At 50.3% G+C, this 15,934-nt stretch carries 20 protein-coding genes; 8 read left to right on the top strand and 12 right to left on the bottom strand.

Features of this window, described 5'->3' with window-relative positions; translation table 11 throughout:
- Positions 1-179: 179 nt before the first annotated feature.
- Both icd and NMC31_RS03580 read left to right on the top strand, forming a co-directional pair.
- Positions 180-1,430: an NADP-dependent isocitrate dehydrogenase gene (gene icd / locus NMC31_RS03575; protein ID WP_253896988.1), complete on the top strand. Its 1,251-nt coding sequence runs from the start codon at positions 180-182 to the stop codon at positions 1,428-1,430.
- 47 nt (positions 1,431-1,477) lie between these two features.
- Positions 1,478-2,179 carry a serine acetyltransferase gene (locus NMC31_RS03580; protein ID WP_253896989.1) on the top strand — a complete coding sequence of 234 codons (702 nt, stop codon included), beginning with the start codon at positions 1,478-1,480 and terminating at the stop codon, positions 2,177-2,179.
- A gap of 283 nt (positions 2,180-2,462) precedes the next feature.
- On the opposite strand, the gene NMC31_RS03585 is transcribed toward NMC31_RS03580, so the two are convergent.
- The 3 genes from NMC31_RS03585 to NMC31_RS03595 are packed head-to-tail and all read right to left on the bottom strand — an operon-like array spanning position 2,463 to position 3,362.
- Positions 2,463-2,645 (bottom strand): DUF1869 domain-containing protein, encoded by a 183-nt coding sequence (locus tag NMC31_RS03585; RefSeq protein ID WP_015964818.1) that lies wholly within the window; start codon positions 2,643-2,645, stop codon positions 2,463-2,465.
- 5 nt (positions 2,646-2,650) lie between these two features.
- Positions 2,651-3,004, bottom strand: coding sequence for a TehB family protein (locus tag NMC31_RS03590; RefSeq protein ID WP_253896990.1), 354 nt, complete (start codon positions 3,002-3,004; stop codon positions 2,651-2,653).
- 31 nt (positions 3,005-3,035) lie between these two features.
- The gene (locus NMC31_RS03595) at positions 3,036-3,362 is read right to left on the bottom strand and encodes a TehB family protein (protein ID WP_253896991.1); all 327 of its coding nucleotides are present in this window, start codon (positions 3,360-3,362) and stop codon (positions 3,036-3,038) included.
- Positions 3,363-3,546: 184 nt separating this feature from the next.
- On the opposite strand from NMC31_RS03595, the gene NMC31_RS03600 reads away from it, so the two are divergent.
- Entirely contained in the window at positions 3,547-3,810 is a 264-nt protein-coding gene (locus tag NMC31_RS03600) for a DUF2534 family protein (protein WP_015964815.1), read from the top strand.
- 450 nt (positions 3,811-4,260) lie between these two features.
- On the top strand, positions 4,261-5,745 hold the full coding sequence (locus tag NMC31_RS03610; RefSeq protein WP_253896993.1) for a GGDEF domain-containing protein: 1,485 nt from the start codon (positions 4,261-4,263) through the stop codon (positions 5,743-5,745).
- Positions 5,746-5,833: 88 nt separating this feature from the next.
- Here NMC31_RS03610 and NMC31_RS03615 read toward each other — a convergent pair whose 3' ends face one another.
- A complete protein-coding gene (locus NMC31_RS03615) occupies positions 5,834-5,938 on the bottom strand; it encodes a YoaK family small membrane protein (protein ID WP_149464738.1) in 105 nt (34 codons plus the stop codon).
- 44 nt (positions 5,939-5,982) lie between these two features.
- On the bottom strand, positions 5,983-6,999 hold the full coding sequence (locus NMC31_RS03620) for a GGDEF domain-containing protein (RefSeq protein ID WP_253896994.1): 1,017 nt from the start codon (positions 6,997-6,999) through the stop codon (positions 5,983-5,985).
- A gap of 292 nt (positions 7,000-7,291) precedes the next feature.
- Here NMC31_RS03620 and NMC31_RS03625 point away from each other — a divergent pair, with 292 nt between their 5' ends.
- Positions 7,292-7,540, top strand: coding sequence for a putative hemolysin (locus NMC31_RS03625; protein WP_253896995.1), 249 nt, complete (start codon positions 7,292-7,294; stop codon positions 7,538-7,540).
- Positions 7,541-7,611: 71 nt separating this feature from the next.
- Positions 7,612-7,917 (top strand): hypothetical protein, encoded by a 306-nt coding sequence (locus tag NMC31_RS03630; RefSeq protein WP_253896996.1) that lies wholly within the window; start codon positions 7,612-7,614, stop codon positions 7,915-7,917.
- 32 nt (positions 7,918-7,949) lie between these two features.
- Here the strand turns inward: NMC31_RS03630 and NMC31_RS03635 are convergent, their stop codons facing one another.
- Positions 7,950-8,294, bottom strand: coding sequence for a DUF488 domain-containing protein (locus tag NMC31_RS03635; RefSeq protein ID WP_149464741.1), 345 nt, complete (start codon positions 8,292-8,294; stop codon positions 7,950-7,952).
- 139 nt (positions 8,295-8,433) lie between these two features.
- On the opposite strand from NMC31_RS03635, the gene NMC31_RS03640 reads away from it, so the two are divergent.
- Positions 8,434-9,141 (top strand): CTP synthase C-terminal region-related (seleno)protein, encoded by a 708-nt coding sequence (locus NMC31_RS03640; protein ID WP_253896997.1) that lies wholly within the window; start codon positions 8,434-8,436, stop codon positions 9,139-9,141.
- Between the two features lie 4 nt (positions 9,142-9,145).
- On the opposite strand, the gene NMC31_RS03645 is transcribed toward NMC31_RS03640, so the two are convergent.
- Positions 9,146-10,327, bottom strand: a complete 1,182-nt coding sequence (locus tag NMC31_RS03645) for a CynX/NimT family MFS transporter (RefSeq protein ID WP_253896998.1) — start codon at positions 10,325-10,327, stop codon at positions 9,146-9,148.
- Between the two features lie 99 nt (positions 10,328-10,426).
- Between NMC31_RS03645 and NMC31_RS03650 the strand changes: the two genes are divergently transcribed.
- Entirely contained in the window at positions 10,427-11,215 is a 789-nt protein-coding gene (locus NMC31_RS03650) for an AraC family transcriptional regulator (protein WP_253896999.1), read from the top strand.
- Here the strand turns inward: NMC31_RS03650 and NMC31_RS03655 are convergent.
- From NMC31_RS03655 to NMC31_RS03675, 5 genes are all read right to left on the bottom strand, one after another.
- Positions 11,199-11,645 carry a DUF441 domain-containing protein gene (locus NMC31_RS03655; RefSeq protein WP_015964805.1) on the bottom strand — a complete coding sequence of 149 codons (447 nt, stop codon included), beginning with the start codon at positions 11,643-11,645 and terminating at the stop codon, positions 11,199-11,201. The two genes, NMC31_RS03650 and NMC31_RS03655, sit on opposite strands and share 17 nt — an antisense overlap.
- A 122-nt stretch (positions 11,646-11,767) precedes the next feature.
- Positions 11,768-12,271, bottom strand: coding sequence for a YbaK/prolyl-tRNA synthetase associated domain-containing protein (locus NMC31_RS03660; protein ID WP_188016903.1), 504 nt, complete (start codon positions 12,269-12,271; stop codon positions 11,768-11,770).
- 69 nt (positions 12,272-12,340) lie between these two features.
- Positions 12,341-13,840, bottom strand: a complete 1,500-nt coding sequence (gene dgcJ / locus NMC31_RS03665) for a diguanylate cyclase DgcJ (protein WP_253897000.1) — start codon at positions 13,838-13,840, stop codon at positions 12,341-12,343.
- A 102-nt stretch (positions 13,841-13,942) separates the two neighbouring features.
- Complete coding sequence (uspF, locus tag NMC31_RS03670; RefSeq protein ID WP_149464746.1) at positions 13,943-14,377, bottom strand: universal stress protein UspF; 435 nt, start codon at positions 14,375-14,377, stop codon at positions 13,943-13,945.
- 188 nt (positions 14,378-14,565) lie between these two features.
- Positions 14,566-15,837 (bottom strand): YeaH/YhbH family protein, encoded by a 1,272-nt coding sequence (locus tag NMC31_RS03675; RefSeq protein ID WP_149464747.1) that lies wholly within the window; start codon positions 15,835-15,837, stop codon positions 14,566-14,568.
- Positions 15,838-15,934: the final 97 nt, after the last annotated feature.

Raw genomic sequence — 15,934 nt, forward strand, 5'->3', positions numbered from 1 at the left:
ACAATAAGGTAGTATTGACACGATCATTACAAATCATTAACAAAAATGCTCTAACTCTTTGTGTTGCAGGAAGGCGATAAGACAGTGCATTCCCGGGGTTTAACCGGCATGTAGTAAACAGCGAGAACCTGTGGCGTAAAGGATGACGAGCACACCAGAAGCGCTCGAAGGAGAGGTGAATGGAAAGCAAAGTAGTTGTTCCGGCAGAAGGTCAAAAAATCACCCTGAAAGACGGCAAGCTGAATGTGCCGCACAATCCGATTATCCCATTCATTGAAGGCGACGGCATCGGTGTTGATGTAACCCCACCGATGATCAAAGTTGTGAATGCCGCAGTTGAGAAAGCCTACAAAGGTGAGCGTAAAATTTCCTGGATGGAAATCTACACCGGCGAGAAATCCACTCAGGTTTATGGTCAGGACGTCTGGCTGCCAGCTGAAACGCTGGATCTGGTACGTGAATACCGCGTTGCTATCAAAGGCCCTCTGACCACACCTGTTGGCGGCGGTATCCGTTCTCTGAACGTTGCCCTGCGTCAGGAACTAGACCTCTACGTTTGTCTGCGCCCGGTGCGCTACTACCAGGGCACCCCAAGCCCGGTTAAACACCCGGAACTGACCGACATGGTTATCTTCCGCGAAAACTCAGAAGACATCTATGCCGGTATCGAGTGGAAAGCGGACTCCGCTGACGCAGAAAAAGTGATTAAATTCCTGCGCGAAGAGATGGGCGTGAAGAAAATTCGCTTCCCGGAACATTGCGGTATTGGTATTAAACCGTGCTCCGAAGAAGGTACCAAACGCCTGGTTCGTGCAGCTATCGAATACGCAATCGCTAACGACCGTGACTCTGTGACCCTGGTTCACAAAGGCAACATCATGAAGTTCACCGAAGGCGCGTTCAAAGACTGGGGCTACCAGCTGGCACGCGAAGAATTCGGCGGCGAACTGATCGACGGCGGTCCGTGGCTGAAAATCAAGAACCCAAAAACCGGCAAAGACATCATCGTTAAAGACGTGATCGCTGACGCCTTCCTGCAGCAGATCCTGCTGCGTCCGGCAGAGTATGACGTAATTGCCTGTATGAACCTGAACGGTGACTACATCTCTGACGCCCTGGCGGCACAGGTTGGTGGTATCGGTATTGCGCCGGGCGCGAACATCGGCGACGAATGTGCCCTGTTCGAAGCGACCCACGGTACTGCACCGAAATACGCAGGCCAGGACAAAGTTAACCCGGGCTCCATCATTCTGTCCGCAGAAATGATGCTGCGTCATATGGAATGGTTCGAAGCGGCTGACCTGATTGTTAAAGGTATGGAAGGCGCTATCGCGAACAAGACCGTGACCTATGACTTCGAACGTCTGATGGAAGGCGCGAAGCTGCTGAAATGTTCAGAGTTTGGCGACGCGATAATCGCGAATATGTAATGCTCAGTTGTTGAGAACGCGAAGGAGCCGAAAGGCTCCTTTTTTATGTGATTTCTGTACACGCTTGCGTTATCTTTATCTTTTTAAACAGTGCTATTCCTCATTTGCGACTTGATTCGCAAAAGGAGATTATTATTAAAATTTTGCAATGTATTTTGTTCATTTTTTCAAGTAAATCTCATGATCTTATGGAATTCTGGCGTATAGAAGTGGTACGCAAAGAGTCTTTCTCGTGGCATCGCCTGTTGCGAAATAAAAAGAATCGCCGAAGAAATTTTCTTTTCTGGTGGCGTTTAGCGAGTGAAATGCACCGGCATGGTTCTAAATCACAGAAAAAAGCCGCATCTGCAATTGCTGCAAGGTTAAAAGATAAATACGCCTGTGATATAGCACTGGACGCAAAGATCGGCCCCTGCCTGCATATTCCGCACCATATGGGGATTGTCATCACCAGTCGGGCTCATATTGGCGAACATTGTATTATCCGCCAAAATACCACATTGGGCGGTACGGTAAGGATGCGAGACGATGAGGTCATGACCATCGGAAATAATGTCGATTTAGGGGCGAATTCCTGTCTGGTCGGGCCGATTACTATTGGCGATAATGTCGTGATTGGCGCGATGTCCTTTGTCAATAATGATATCCCGGCGGATACAATTTTTGTTAACCCCCGCATTCGAAATATGAAACCTGTTCCTGACACTTTTCAGCGGATGACTATTCCGCGTATCATTCCCCGGTCTTAGTGACGTTTTATGGCCCAGGTTATGACGTTTATCGTTAGGTAACCTGTACAGGGCTGTTACTGAAAAACGGAGCGCTTGTGCTCCGTTTTTCTGACTGGTTAGTTTTTCTTCAACATGTGACTCCTTCACGTTGTTTACCTGGCACGATACACACCTTTGCCCCCGACATGCCTACACAAACCAGCAATATCGGAACGCTGACAATAATTTCCGCGCCGGTACCCGCATTAATGACGGCGGCTGGTGATGCGCTGCGCATCAAGTTTCTCTCCCGCCGGATACGTTACCAGCCACACACTTCGTGTTCATTCTCGGTATCGTATGCACGCACGGTATTAATCAGATCTTTAACCACATCGGCAGCAACATCAGGTATCAGCAATTCCATCGGTTTATCGGTTTCATAATCCACCGAAATGCCGTTGCTGTTGTTCGTGACGGTCACCGTATAGGTTGCTTTACCCATGATGTTTACTCCTTATGTGAATTGACCACTTTGCCCAGGCCTGCGCCTTCAAGTTTGACATCCGGGTCGGCAAAGAAGTCGATATTGAAATAAGTGTCGTCAGTCATAAGCTCGATTCGGTGCCATTTTTGCGGCGGCGAAATACCGAATGACCCGGCTTCGATAACAATGTCGACGTCTGGCTCAGTGGCCTCGGCGTCAGGAAAACCAAAGTATCGCACCGCGCCCTGCATCACCGACAGGCGGCCATAAACATGTGCTTTGGTATTGTGGTGAGTGAACAGCGCTTTTGGCGCGGTGTCTTTATTCCAGAACGGTGTTGAACGGGAATGAATAAAATTGTCAGGAATACGCAGCATAATTGGCTCCTTACTGAGTCGCCTTGCGAGCTTAAAGAGATCTCAAAACATCAGCTTCCACGAAAAAATCAATTTGAAAAACAGTATCATCGGTCATCAGTTCTATCAGATGCCATTTTTCAGGTGGGAACACGCCAAAGTGACCCGCTTGAATCAGTAACTCGGCTTCAGGCTGTTCAATCGTCTCATCAGCATAGCCCAGGTATTTCACCGCCCCTTTATGCACCGACAGGCGAGGGTAGACCCCCTGGCGCGTACCTTTATCGAGATGACGCTGGAAAATACCGGCGGGTGCCGTCTCTTTGTTCCAGAACGGCGTGGAACGCGTATGAACACAACTTTGCGGAATCCGTAACATGTTTCCCCCTGTTTTGTTACGGGTTATTAGAGCACGAAGTGCAGGCCGAAATTTATCAAAAAGTGCATTTTAAATACTACTTTAAAAGGGGTAGATCACTATGGATTCACAAAAACATTCATTTATTGGCACATAAATGTTACAACTACAGTATAATATATCGCCATGAAGGGGGGCGTTGAGTATGGTGCTGGAAAAATTGCGGACAAGGAACGGCAAAAAATTTCTGCTGTGTGCCTGCACAATCTTTGTGATCGCGTTGTTTGTCGTGGGTCGGGCAACGTTTGGCGGTGTGGTACGTGAGTACAACCTGCCTTATTCAGAGTGGACAACGGGCATGTTCTTTTTGCAGGGCGCGATGGTTATGGTCTACAGCTGCATTTTCACCGTGCTGGGGTCAATTCCATTTGGTTTTATTTTCCTGGGCCCCAAAGAGAGCCACAGCTAAATTGATCAGGCGAGCACGGCTCGCCTGAATTTTCCCTGCCATCAACGATGGTGCGAGTGATGATGTCCGCCATGATGATGATGATCGTGGTCGATGATGCATCCGCTGAGTGTGCTGCTCAATACAATTAATAAAGAGAGTGCGAGCAATTTTTTCATTATAAGTGTCTCCAGTAACACGCTGTCGCTGTAAATAGTCTATGCGATTCAGCCGAGACGATTGTTATAAAAGCCCATGCATTAGTAGATAAGATTACTCCGCATTCTTTACGGTTTCCTGCGTCTTTGCGCCTAATTCTCATGCGCATAAATTAGCCAGTTGTACATTAATTTGTTAATAACCACACATTTAAGGTATGAAAAGCCTATTTTTCTGATAGGTTCTTTCTGAACAAGCTAAAAACACAAAGTGTGTTACGTTTAAAAGAATGACTTTTATGATGGTGCGCATGTGAGACGTGTTCAGGACAGTTTACGAAAGAAGCAGGCGCTGCTGGTGGCTGCAGGGATTACTGGCCTGCTAATTTTCCTGTATCTTTTTTTTATGTATCAACGCGCGATTACGCAGGTCAATGACGGCATTAATGCGCTGGAAAGCAATATGCTGGCCATCTTTAATGATAATGAATTAATTGCCGATGCCGCGGGTGTGCGTTATCAACAGCTAAAAAGTAATAACCAGTGCGGTAATTTGAGCGATTTTCGTCCGCGTAATCATAACGAATGGGGCATTAATGCTGACAGGTCGGTTCTCAATCCGGGCTACGGCACGCTCATCTCCAGAACGCAAAGTGAAGAAGCGCGCTGTATGTTTGCCGCAGGGGAGTTTGTGCGTGCCAGAATGAATACGTTGAATCCTGGGCATTACGATACTCATCGTTATATAGTGGCGCATGACGCGCACTGGTTTTATTGGTTTACCAGTAAAGATTCCGTTCGTTTCTCCTTTGATTCGTCACAAATGGCGCGCAATCCTGCCGCCTTTTTCCAGATTCCTGAATCGTTTTATGATCGTTTATTACTTAAAGATTCTCGTAAAAAAGCGCGGAGTTCGACTAATTTTTATACGGATAAAATAACCGGTGAAAAAGCCTATAGTCTGGTGAGTTATATCTACGATCTTTCTGCCGGACAGGTGAGTAATCATATCGTCGGTTATTTATTATACGATTTTTCAAAGCCCGAGTTACAGCGTGCCTTGCGCGAGTCGTTCAAAAATAACATCCCTTCTGAGCTGATGCTGAAATTTGTTAACCGTCAGGATGGTAGCCATCTTTGCTTAACGGATAACTGTAACTGGCCGACGGTTTATCAGGTTTACGATCTCTCCGATCGTTACGAGTTCCGCTATGCGCTGCCGCTTTATTTATACATCTTAAATGACCCAATGGCCTCAACTGCCGTTCTGCTGGCACCGTTGCTCTTTTTGTTACTTTTCTTTGTTATTCGCCGCAGGCTAAATAAAGGGGATAATCGCTTCTATTCTGATGCACTCACCGGCAGTTATACGCGCAATATTCTGGAACTGATTCAGAAGCATGAATTACGTTACACCACTGTTCTTCTGTTTGATTGCAATAAATTTAAAGCGATCAATGATGCCTGGGGGCATAGCGTGGGAGACCGCGCGCTGAAGATTATCGCGCAATGTATGCTGGATAACGTCCGCGCTATCCACGATCTGGTGATCCGTACTGGTGGCGACGAGTTTGTCATTCTACTGGCCAGCGCCAGTAAGGAAGATGCACGTTTTATTGCTGAACGGATTGCGACGCAGGTCGCGCAGTATACCTTCACGGTAGAGGGTGAAGCGGTGCCATTATCCGCATCATGGGGAATGTCTTCAGGAGCGGATAATCTGGATAACGCAATTCAGCAGGCAGATGCGGATATGTATCGGATGAAAAGAAGTACGCATCAGGAATCAGGCCGGTAAACCGGCCCTTGTGCGGTTTACCACCAGCCTAATTGTGTCCCGGCGACGGCAACAACCGCCACAATCAACATAATAATGGTTGTTTTTCTCATTTTGCACCTTCCGGCAGCGCATAGCCGCCAATGAAGAACCAGCCCAGAAAAATGACCGCCACAATAAAGATGACGATGGGGAAAGCGATACCTAGCCTCATTATTTTATCCTGATGTTACTTATTCATGTTGTGTAGGGTGAATCTTAACCGATGTGCCATGGAGATTGTATCTGACGGCGCATTTGTTTATCCAGATACATTGCACTGTCGGCGCTACGCAGGGCACTTTCAATGTCCGTTGTAGTGGGATCAATATCAATCAAGCCGATGCTGGTTCCGGGATAACGGAGGATTGTTTCCGCTAACAAATAATCACCACTTAGCTGCTCACGCAATGAATGGATAAACTGCGTTTGTTTGTTATATGGAGCACAGAGTATCGCAACCAGAAATTCATCGCCTCCCAGACGCCCGACGAGACAGTCTTCCGTTTTGAAGGCTAACAACCGTTGCCCAACTTGCCGTAAAAACAGATCGCCACAATGATGGCCGTAGTGGTCATTAATGGCCTTAAAGTCATCAAGGTCGATATAGGCAAGCGTAATATGGCAACCCATTTTTTGGGCATGGGAGAACATCGTCTCCAGGTTTTCAAATATCGCCCGGCGATTAGGCAACCCTGTCAAAGCATCCGTGTAGGAATGGTATATCAGCGCCGCATTTGCCGCGCGCAACTGATTTACCAGCGACTCTTTCTCAATGTAACGTGCAATAATACTGGCAAACAACTGCAGCACCTGCTCACCGTTTAGGCTAAACGGCATGGTCCGCTTACTGGAAGCGCACAGCGTTCCATACAGCGACCCGTCGGCCAGATGCACCGGGGTACTGAGAAACGTAGTGATACCAAGTTCGCGCGCACGCTCGCAATCAGCCCAGTGAACGTTAACATCATTACAGAAGAAAAAATTCTCATCCATTGCCCGTTTGCACAACGACTCTTCCCAGGGAACGGAAGCGTTTTCTGGAATGGTCATTTCACCACTGTTGCGTGCATAAACAATATGTTGTAGCTCGGCTTTCGTATCGATTTTAGTCAGATACGTTGACTCCATATTGGTGACCAGCTCTAGCATTTCAAGCAACTGGCGAACCATGCACTCCAGTGATTGTTCCGTAGCAAGGGTGTGCGATACCCGGGCAAGAATGTTGTCAGACATGAAAAAAGCTCCCGTACAACAAAAAAAATCGTCCGTACGTTGGTAAGAATTTTCTGGCTAAGTATTAAGAATACTGCCTGGATATATCAAATTTTATACATTATGGCGCGGGATTTTAAGGCTTAGAAGACAAAAAAGCCCCATCGGGGGAGATGGGGCAAAAACTCATTGATTATGGAATGATCTATTCTCTGGTCAGTTCGAGAACGAGGTGTACTTTATTGGGCAAAAGTGCAGTTAAAATGGAGAAATCATGGAGTTTAAAGTGAAACCTCATCTAAAAGGAAAAAGCATGTCGAAACAGTATCTGATTGGTGCCGCATTACTTCTTGCTGGGTGCGCACAACAACAACCCGATGTGCCACCGCCGCCAAAACAGGTGGGCATGGCTAATCCGGCATCGGTGTACTGCGTGGAAAAGGGCGGCAAACTGATAGCGCAGAAGAGCGCGCAGGGGGAGAGCAATCTCTGCCAGCTACCGGGCGGCGAGCGTGTGGATGAATGGACACTCTGGCGGCGAGATCATCCGCAGAAACAGTGACAATATCGTGGCTCTTGAGTAAACTCCGCTTAGGATAATTCTTAATCAAAGAACGCGAGTAGAAAGAGAGCATGTTTTTGCATAAACCGGGCAGCACCGCCCTGATCATTGCCGCGCGCACCACTGCCGGCCGCGCGAATATTGGTAAAGCCGTTGAGCTATTTGCGCTTTGCGCGCCGGGAGAAGGTATCTTAAATCCGGTGAATGGCGTGATGACGCAAGTCCCTGCGCAATCGCCACGCGCGTTATGGTTGGTTACCGGTGATGTGCGAGCGGCGGATGGGCAACACGGGTTTGCGTTTGTGCGCAGTGAGTATCTTTTGCCACTCACGCCGGATATGTTGCCTGAAGAAGAAAAAACGCTCAGTCTTGCGTAATGCTACGCCGTGAGGCGTAGCATTAAAGAGTCTTACAGTTTGCTCAACCAGTCAGCTAACACCCGTGCATGGTTTTGGGTGGTGTTCGTTGCGGCATAAAGTAGCGTAAGGCCCTGCGTATTGGCGATGCCTTGCAGGCGAACGCCTTCCTCGCGATGCTGGTTCAGTTCATCGCGGTAGTGCTGGCAGAAGGTCGCAAAATCGATCACCTCGCCGTGATACGCCTTACGCAGTTCGGCAGACGGCGTGAGATCTTTACACCAGTCATCGTAGACTAAATTCTCCTTTTTAATGCCGCGCGGCCACAGCCGGTCGACGAGCACGCGATAACCATCCTCGGGTGTTGCTGCGTCATAAACGCGTTTACACTGGATCATCTCCTGCCTCCTTTACGCTCATCCAGATGATAGACTTTCCACAATAACACCGCCTTTCGGGTATTGCTATTCAACGGCGACTCCACCAGGATGACACGCATAATCTTGTTTTAAAAATTGTTACGCATAAGGACCTTTCATGGAAAACCCAGCTGTCAAAAATCCCCTTCGCATTGCTCTGGTTGGCGACTACAACCCAGACGTGACAGCTCATCAGGCGATTCCACTGGCGATTGATGACGCGGCGGCGGTTCTGGAGATTCCAGTGGACTATCATTGGCTTGCGACTTCAGATATCCACTCTACCGATGATTTAGCGGAGTTTGACGCCATCTGGGTGGTACCGGCCAGCCCGTATAAGAACAGTGACGGCGCGTTTTTGGCAATTCGCCACGCGCGCGAAAACAGCCTGCCATTCCTGGGCACCTGCGGCGGTTTCCAGCACGCGGTGATTGAATACGCGCGTAACGTCATGGGCTGGGACGATGCGGCTCACGCTGAAACCGACAGCGAAGGCCGTATGGTGATTGCGCCACTGAGCTGTTCGCTGGTGGAAAAAACGGACACTATCGAACTGCGCACAAATACGCTAATTGCGCGCGCGTACGGGCGTGATGAAATTACAGAGGGATACCACTGTAATTACGGTATCTCTACGGAATTTGCGGCGGCGTTACAGGACCAACCGCTGCGAGTGACCGGCTGGGATGAAGAAGGGGAGATTCGCGCCGTTGAACTGGTGACGCATCCGTTCTTTGTGGCAACGCTTTTCCAGCATGAGCGCAATGCGCTGGAAGGGCGTCCTGCGCCGCTGGTACAGGCTTTCCTGTACGCAGCGGCAAATTAAACGCTTAGTGTATTTCCCGGTCGCGTCCGGCGAGGGCGCCAAACAGCGCCATCACCAGCGAAATGACCGCCACGGCGTAGAGCGGGATATGCCAGTCACCGCTGGCGTCGTGGATTTTCCCCATCAGAGGCGGCCCACAGGCGGCCAGCAAGTAACCCACTGATTGCGCCATGCCCGAAAGCGCGGCGGCCTGATGTGCCGAGCTGGCGCGCAGGCCGATAAAGGTCAGGCCGAGGATCATCGTCGCCCCGGAGCCGAAGCCGAATATTATCGTCCAGACAACGGCCTGCGCCGGGAAAAGCCAGTAGCCCGCTGCACTGATGGCACACATTAATGCGACGAGGATGGCGATCCCGCGCTGATCTCTGAGCCGATGGAGGATCAGCGGAATCACAAACCCCGGTGCGGCGGTCGCCAGCTGCAACAGCCCATGCAGCGACCCGGCCTGCGCTTCACTGTAGCCCTGCCCAATCAAAATGGCGGGCAGCCAGCCTATCACAACGTAATAAACCAGCGAGTTGATCCCTAAAAACAGTGTCACCTGCCAGGCCAGCGATGACCGCCAGATCCCCCGACTTTTCAACGTGCGTGAGGTGGTCAGCGTGGCGGTCTTTGCCGCGCGCCACTGCGGTAACCACAGCAGGAGCGCCAGCAGTGGAAAGGCCATCAGCCCCAGCAATGCGCCACGCCATCCGAAACCGCTCAGGGCCAGCGGCACGACCATGGCGGAGCCCAGCGCGGCGGCGGCACCCATGGTGACAGAATACGCGCCGGTCATGCGGGCGACGTTGCCTGCAAAATCGCGTTTGATTAACCCCGGCAGCAGGACGTTACCCAGCGCAATTCCGCAGCCGATGATCGCCGTACCGATGAACAGCAGGCTGACTGCCGGTAACGAGCGCACCGCAATCCCGATGCAAATCAACAGCAGGGCGACAAACAGACTGCGTTCAATGCCGAGGCGTTGTGCTATCCCCGCAGCCAGTGGGGAGACCAGCCCAAAAGCCAGCAGGGGGAGGGTCGTCAGCAAACCGGTTTGGGCCGTGGTTAAGCCATATTCCGCGCGAATAGCGTCAAGCAGTGGTGCGGCCCCGGTAAAGGTGACGCGTAGCGTCGAGGCGATCAGTAAGATGCCCACAATCAAAAGCCAGGTGTGGCGGGCGGCAGAAGGTGAAACAGTACGCATAGCATTCTCAGTAAAACGATGGGAACAAGACGATACCCTGTTTAGTCCAGGATGAAATCAAGCTAAAATGACAAATTATCGCTAAATTCGGACAAAATTATGTTGGGTCTCGGTCTTGATGGTTATCACCCCGACGGTCATCACGATGCGGCAGTGGCGTTCAGTGTTCAGGTCGCACCCGATGAGCAGTACATTCCGCAGCATCAGCATCGTAAAGGGCAGTTGATTCTGGCGTTACATGGCGCGATCACCTGTGAGGTGGAAAATGCGCGCTGGATGGTACCGCCCCAGTTTGCGGTGTGGATCCCCGGCGGGATGCCGCACAGCAATCGTGCAACGCCGCAGGCGCAGCTCTGTTTTCTATTTATCGAGCCCGGCGCGGCATTGATGCCCGATCACTGCTGTTCTTTGAAAATTTCACCGCTGGTGCGCGAATTGATTCTGGCGCTCGCGCAACGGCCTGGCAACGCGCGCGAGACGCAGCAAAAACAGCGCCTGACGCAGGTCCTGTTCGATGAGCTTCCGCAGCAGGCCGAACAGCAGCTACAGCTACCGGTATCGCCGCATCCGAAGACTCGCCTGATGGTCGAGACCATGGAGGCGGAGCCCGCGCAGCGGCAGACGCTCAGCCAGTGGGCCAGCCGTTTTGCCATGAGTGAGCGTAATCTGGCGCGGCTGGTGGTCAAAGAGACCGGGCTCAATTTTCGCCGCTGGCGGCATCAGCTGCAGTTGATTCTGGCGTTGCAAATGCTGGTGCGCGGGCTGGCGGTGCAGCAGATGGCGCTGGCGCTGGGATATGACTCTACCACCGCGTTTATCACCATGTTCCGTAAAGGGCTCGGTCAGACGCCGGGACGCTATCTGGCGAGCCTCACGACTTCCCAATAAGAATGGAAACCAGCCCGGCGGCAATTAGCGGGCCCACCGGAACACCGCGAAACAGCGCCACGCCCAGTACGGTGCCAATCAGCAACCCAGCCACCAGTTGTGGTTGGCTGCCCATCAGCACGACGCCGCGTCCGCCAAGCCACGAAACAAACACGCCAACCGCTATTGCCACCAGTGATTTCCAGTTAACGAATGAATGTAACAACGTGGAAGGCGGCAGGGTCCCGCTGGCAATGGGCGCCATGACGCCGATGGTCAGGATAATAATCCCGATGGTCAGCCCCTGTTTCTCAATCCACGGAAAAAAGGTATTTAGCGGCGTGACACGAACAATAATCAGTACCAGGATGGAGACGGCTACGGTGGTGTTATGACTGACGAAGCTGAGCGCCGCCAGACCAAGGAGGATCAGCAGGGTGGTATCGAACATGAAAGGAAATCCTTGCCAAAAAAAGTAAGCCTGCTTACTTTACGCGCAACCGTGTGAATAAGCAGGCTTTTTGTTCTTCGTATTGATATTTGTGGCATTTGCACTATGTCTATTATTTATTCTTATAGCTCGCGACGAAACGCCACCAGTTCTGGCTGTGCAATGCGTAAATAGTCTTCGGTATTGAGAATAACGGATTTTTCCAGACGGCCGGCATTAAACGCAATTTCATCAAACCGCGTGAACAATAATGGGTCTGCAATCAGACGCAGCGAGGGATGAAACGAGAATGGCGGGATGGCACCAAAAACGCAGGCGGTGAGTTGCTCCACCTCGGCTGGGCTGGCGAGGGAGGCTTTTAACCCGCCCACGTGTTCAGCAATACGCGATAAATCAGCCTGTTGATCGGCGGCGAGTACCGCCAGAATATGTTGCTTAATACCGTTGCCTTTTACTTTGCACACCAGCGCTTTGGCTCCCTGGCCCAGCGCCGTGCCGCGCATTTCAGAAACGGCTTCGCATTTACCCACCGCTTCATGGGTCATGACGCGGTATCGAGCGCGGTTTTCCGCTAACAAATCTAACAGATGCTGGTGAACATCCTGGGGCGCGGTGATTTCAGACATATCTTCTCCTTGCGACGAAAAACAGCCTTCAGGGTAGACCTTTTCGCGGCTAACTCAAGTGCTAAACCTTTAGCGAGAACGCTTCCCTTTTTTGTGCAAATACAACGCGCCATCGGCTTTCGCAAAAGCGCTGTCCAGTGATTCACCGGCTTGCATTTGATAACCGCCCCAGGAGAATTTCACCGGGAAGCCGGTATCCATCGCCGCCAGATTGTTTTCAATACGTTTCACCACCTGTTGTGCCGCGACCAGGGTATTATCAATGAGGATAATATTAAACTCGTCACCGCCGAGGCGAATGCCGTAATCACTCTTACGAATTGACTGATCGATAGCTCTTCCCAGTGCCTGAATCATACGGTCTCCCGCCTGATGGCCAAGGGTATCGTTGATGCGCTTCAGGCCGTCGCAGTCCAGAGCAATGACGCTCACGGCAATCCCTTTAACAATCAATTCATCAATTTTTGCCTGCAGGGAAGGTGAAAGCAGTTTTCTGTTGTACAGGCCGGTCATCACATCCGTGATGTTCTCCCGCGAGAGACGCGCATTACGTGTCAGATGGTAATTTGCGTAAGCGCAGAGCAAATAGGTGGTCAGGAGATAACTGAAGATCAGCCACGTATTCGAGATGACAAAATAGAGGATATCCAGGCTGATATGCAGAGAGTAGTATTGAGTGATCGCTTCTTTATGATGAATGAGCGTACGCACTCGCCAGGCAGGGTTATGGAAATTGATTTTTTTCCCGGTGGCGTTGTCTTCGATGTGCATCGACAGAAACTTCCAGATAACCGGTCTGTCGGCGGTATAGAAAGACGTTGCCAGGTCGCTGATATTTATATCGGTGATGATAATGCCTTTAAATGTGCTGTCCTTAAATACTGGCGTTAGCAGGCTAATAATATTATGGTGGGTGTAACCATCCCGGTAAACATGAGAGATAATGTTTTCTCCCATCGCCAGATCTTTCAGGCTGCTGTCATCTATGCTGATAGTTTGCGCACTTTTTTTAATATCGATTGAATTATGGTGAACAACCAGCCAGTTATTAAAGGTGTACTTATTGCTATCAACCAGTTTATTGATATAGATATAAGAATTAGACACGTCAATGTAATAGCGGATGTTATCAAACGCATATCCGGAATAGTTGGAAAACGTGTACTTTGATGTTTTTCGGGCGGGAAGTGAATTGATTAGCGGAAGATAAGCGATATCACTGATCCACTGCTCACAGGAGGCGTTGGTGGTTTGCAACGTGCCCGGTAGCGCCTGAAAATCATGGCTGGCAAGGTTAAATCCATTCACTCCGTTAAGATGCTCCAGTTGCTGACAGGCACCGGTATCGTGCTTCTTTATGTTGGCATCCGCTGAAAAAGCGCGAGATAACTGAAAGGCCAGATTCTGATTAATATACTCCTCGTGAAAAAGTGCGGAACGCCCATTCTCAGAGATATAATTCATGTAGTTATTGAGGTTGCTGTATTCTTTATACAAAAGTCCGAGGAATACGCAGGTCGATAAGATGACTATCACAAACGTTGTTTTTTTGCTGCTGAAATGTGACACGTTTATATCCTGAACTTCACTGGCGACGCTGAATTATAGCATGCCTTTTTTCAGGATAGGGCACTAAGCGGAAATAACCTTTTCCGCTTAGTGTAAAGATAATTATCGAATAACCAGAACAGAACACTCCGCGTGTCTGACCACCGCCGCAGCGGTTGAGCCCAGGAGATAAGTGGTAAAATCAGGACGATGCGAGCTAATAATAACCAAATCCGCAGGAATGGTTTTCGCCAGTTCGAGGATTTTGTCCTTTGGCGCGCCTTCCGCGAAGTGCTTGTAAACCCGATCTTCAGGTAATGAAAACTGCTTCACAATCTCATCGAGCTTTTTCATGGCATCGGTTTCGAGATCGTCCATCACCGGCAGGTCGGCCACATAGCGTGCGCCAAGGGTGGCATAGTATGGATACAAAGGGAGTACGGTCAGGAAATGGACTTCCGCATCATCCAGACTCGCTTGCGCTTCTACCTGCGCAATCACGCGCTGGGTGAGTTCAGTTTCTGAAATATCAATCGGTACAAGAATCTTCTTGGTCATAATACCTCCTTTTGTCATCACCAATTTAAAAGTAACCGTTTATGGGGTAGGGGTATATTAAAAAGTGTACGTTTCGTGAGCTATACCATTTTTTAATGATAATCACCCCGATGAATAGCGTGCTGAGAATGTGCTGATAACAAAAATGAGGAAATCAGCCAGCAAAAGGTAATGCTGGCTGATGAGTGTCAGGCATCCTGCTTATGGAACAGCTCGCGGAATACCGGGTAAATATCTTCCTGGTCGCGAATATGCTGCATCGCGAAGTTCTCAAACGTCGCCTGCAGATGCTCATACTCTCGCCACAGGGTTTGATGTGCCCGGCGGGTGATTTCGATATAGCTGTAATAACGGACTACCGGCAGAATTTTCTTCGCCAGCAGTTCATGACACAGTGGGGAGTCATCCGCCCAGTTATCGCCATCCGACGCCTGTGCGGCATAGATATTCCACTGTGCCGGGTTATAACGCTCCGTCACCACTTCATCCATCAGTTTCAGGGCGCTGGAGACTATTGTGCCGCCGGTTTCCTGAGAGTAGAAGAACTCATGTTCATCCACCTCTTTCGCCTGCGTATGGTGGCGAATATAGACCACCTCGACGTTTTTATAGGTTCGGCTCAGGAACAGATAGAGCAGAATGTAAAAACGTTTAGCCATATCTTTGGTGGCCTGATCCATCGACCCTGAAACGTCCATCAGGCAGAACATAACCGCCTGGCTGGTGGGCTCAGGCCGTTTCTCATAGTTTTTGTAACGCAGGTCAAAGGTGTCGATAAACGGCACGCGATCGATTTTTGCCCGCAGTTCAGCAATCTCTTTGCGCAGCCGCTCCTCTTCCAGCAACTGGGCCGGTTCGCTTTTGGCGACGATTTCCAGACTGGTTTCCAGTTCATGTAATTCGCGCCGTTTCCCCGCCGTCATGGCAGTGCGACGGGCCAGTGAGTTTTGCAGCGATCGCACCACGCTGATGTTGGCCGGTACACCGTTTGAGGTAAACCCCGCCCGGTGCGTTTTGTACTCGGTAAGCTGTCGCTGCTGGTTTTTTCGCAGGTTCGGCAGCGCTAAATCTTCAAATAGCAGATCCAGATATTCGTCTTTCGAAATCTGAAAGACGAATTCATCCTGCCCCTCGCCGTCAGGGCTGGCCTGGCCCTGACCGCTTCCGCCGCCACCGCCGCCCCCTTGCGGGCGCTCGATGCGGTCGTTTTGCACAAAGTGATCGTTACCGGGATGCACCCGATGGCGAAGTCCGCCGCGTCCCTGATGGAACATCGGCTCATTAATATCATCCGTAGGAATGGAGACAGACTCACCGCTGTCTATGTCGGTAACCGAACGCTTATTGATGGCCTCGGAAATCGACTGTTTAATTTGCGCTTTATAACGGCGTAAAAAGCGCTGCCGATTCACCGCGCTTTTATTTTTACCGTTAAGACGCCGGTCTATAAACCAGGTCATATTTCCCCTCCCGTACTGCCAACTTTTCGCCGTAAATCAATGCCGAATGGTGCTGCGCTTATCCGGATTACGGAACGCTGTGATATGCCCGGCAGGT

It is taken from the genome of Pseudocitrobacter vendiensis (genome assembly GCF_943590815.1).
Classification (GTDB): Bacteria; Pseudomonadota; Gammaproteobacteria; order Enterobacterales; family Enterobacteriaceae; genus Pseudocitrobacter; species Pseudocitrobacter vendiensis.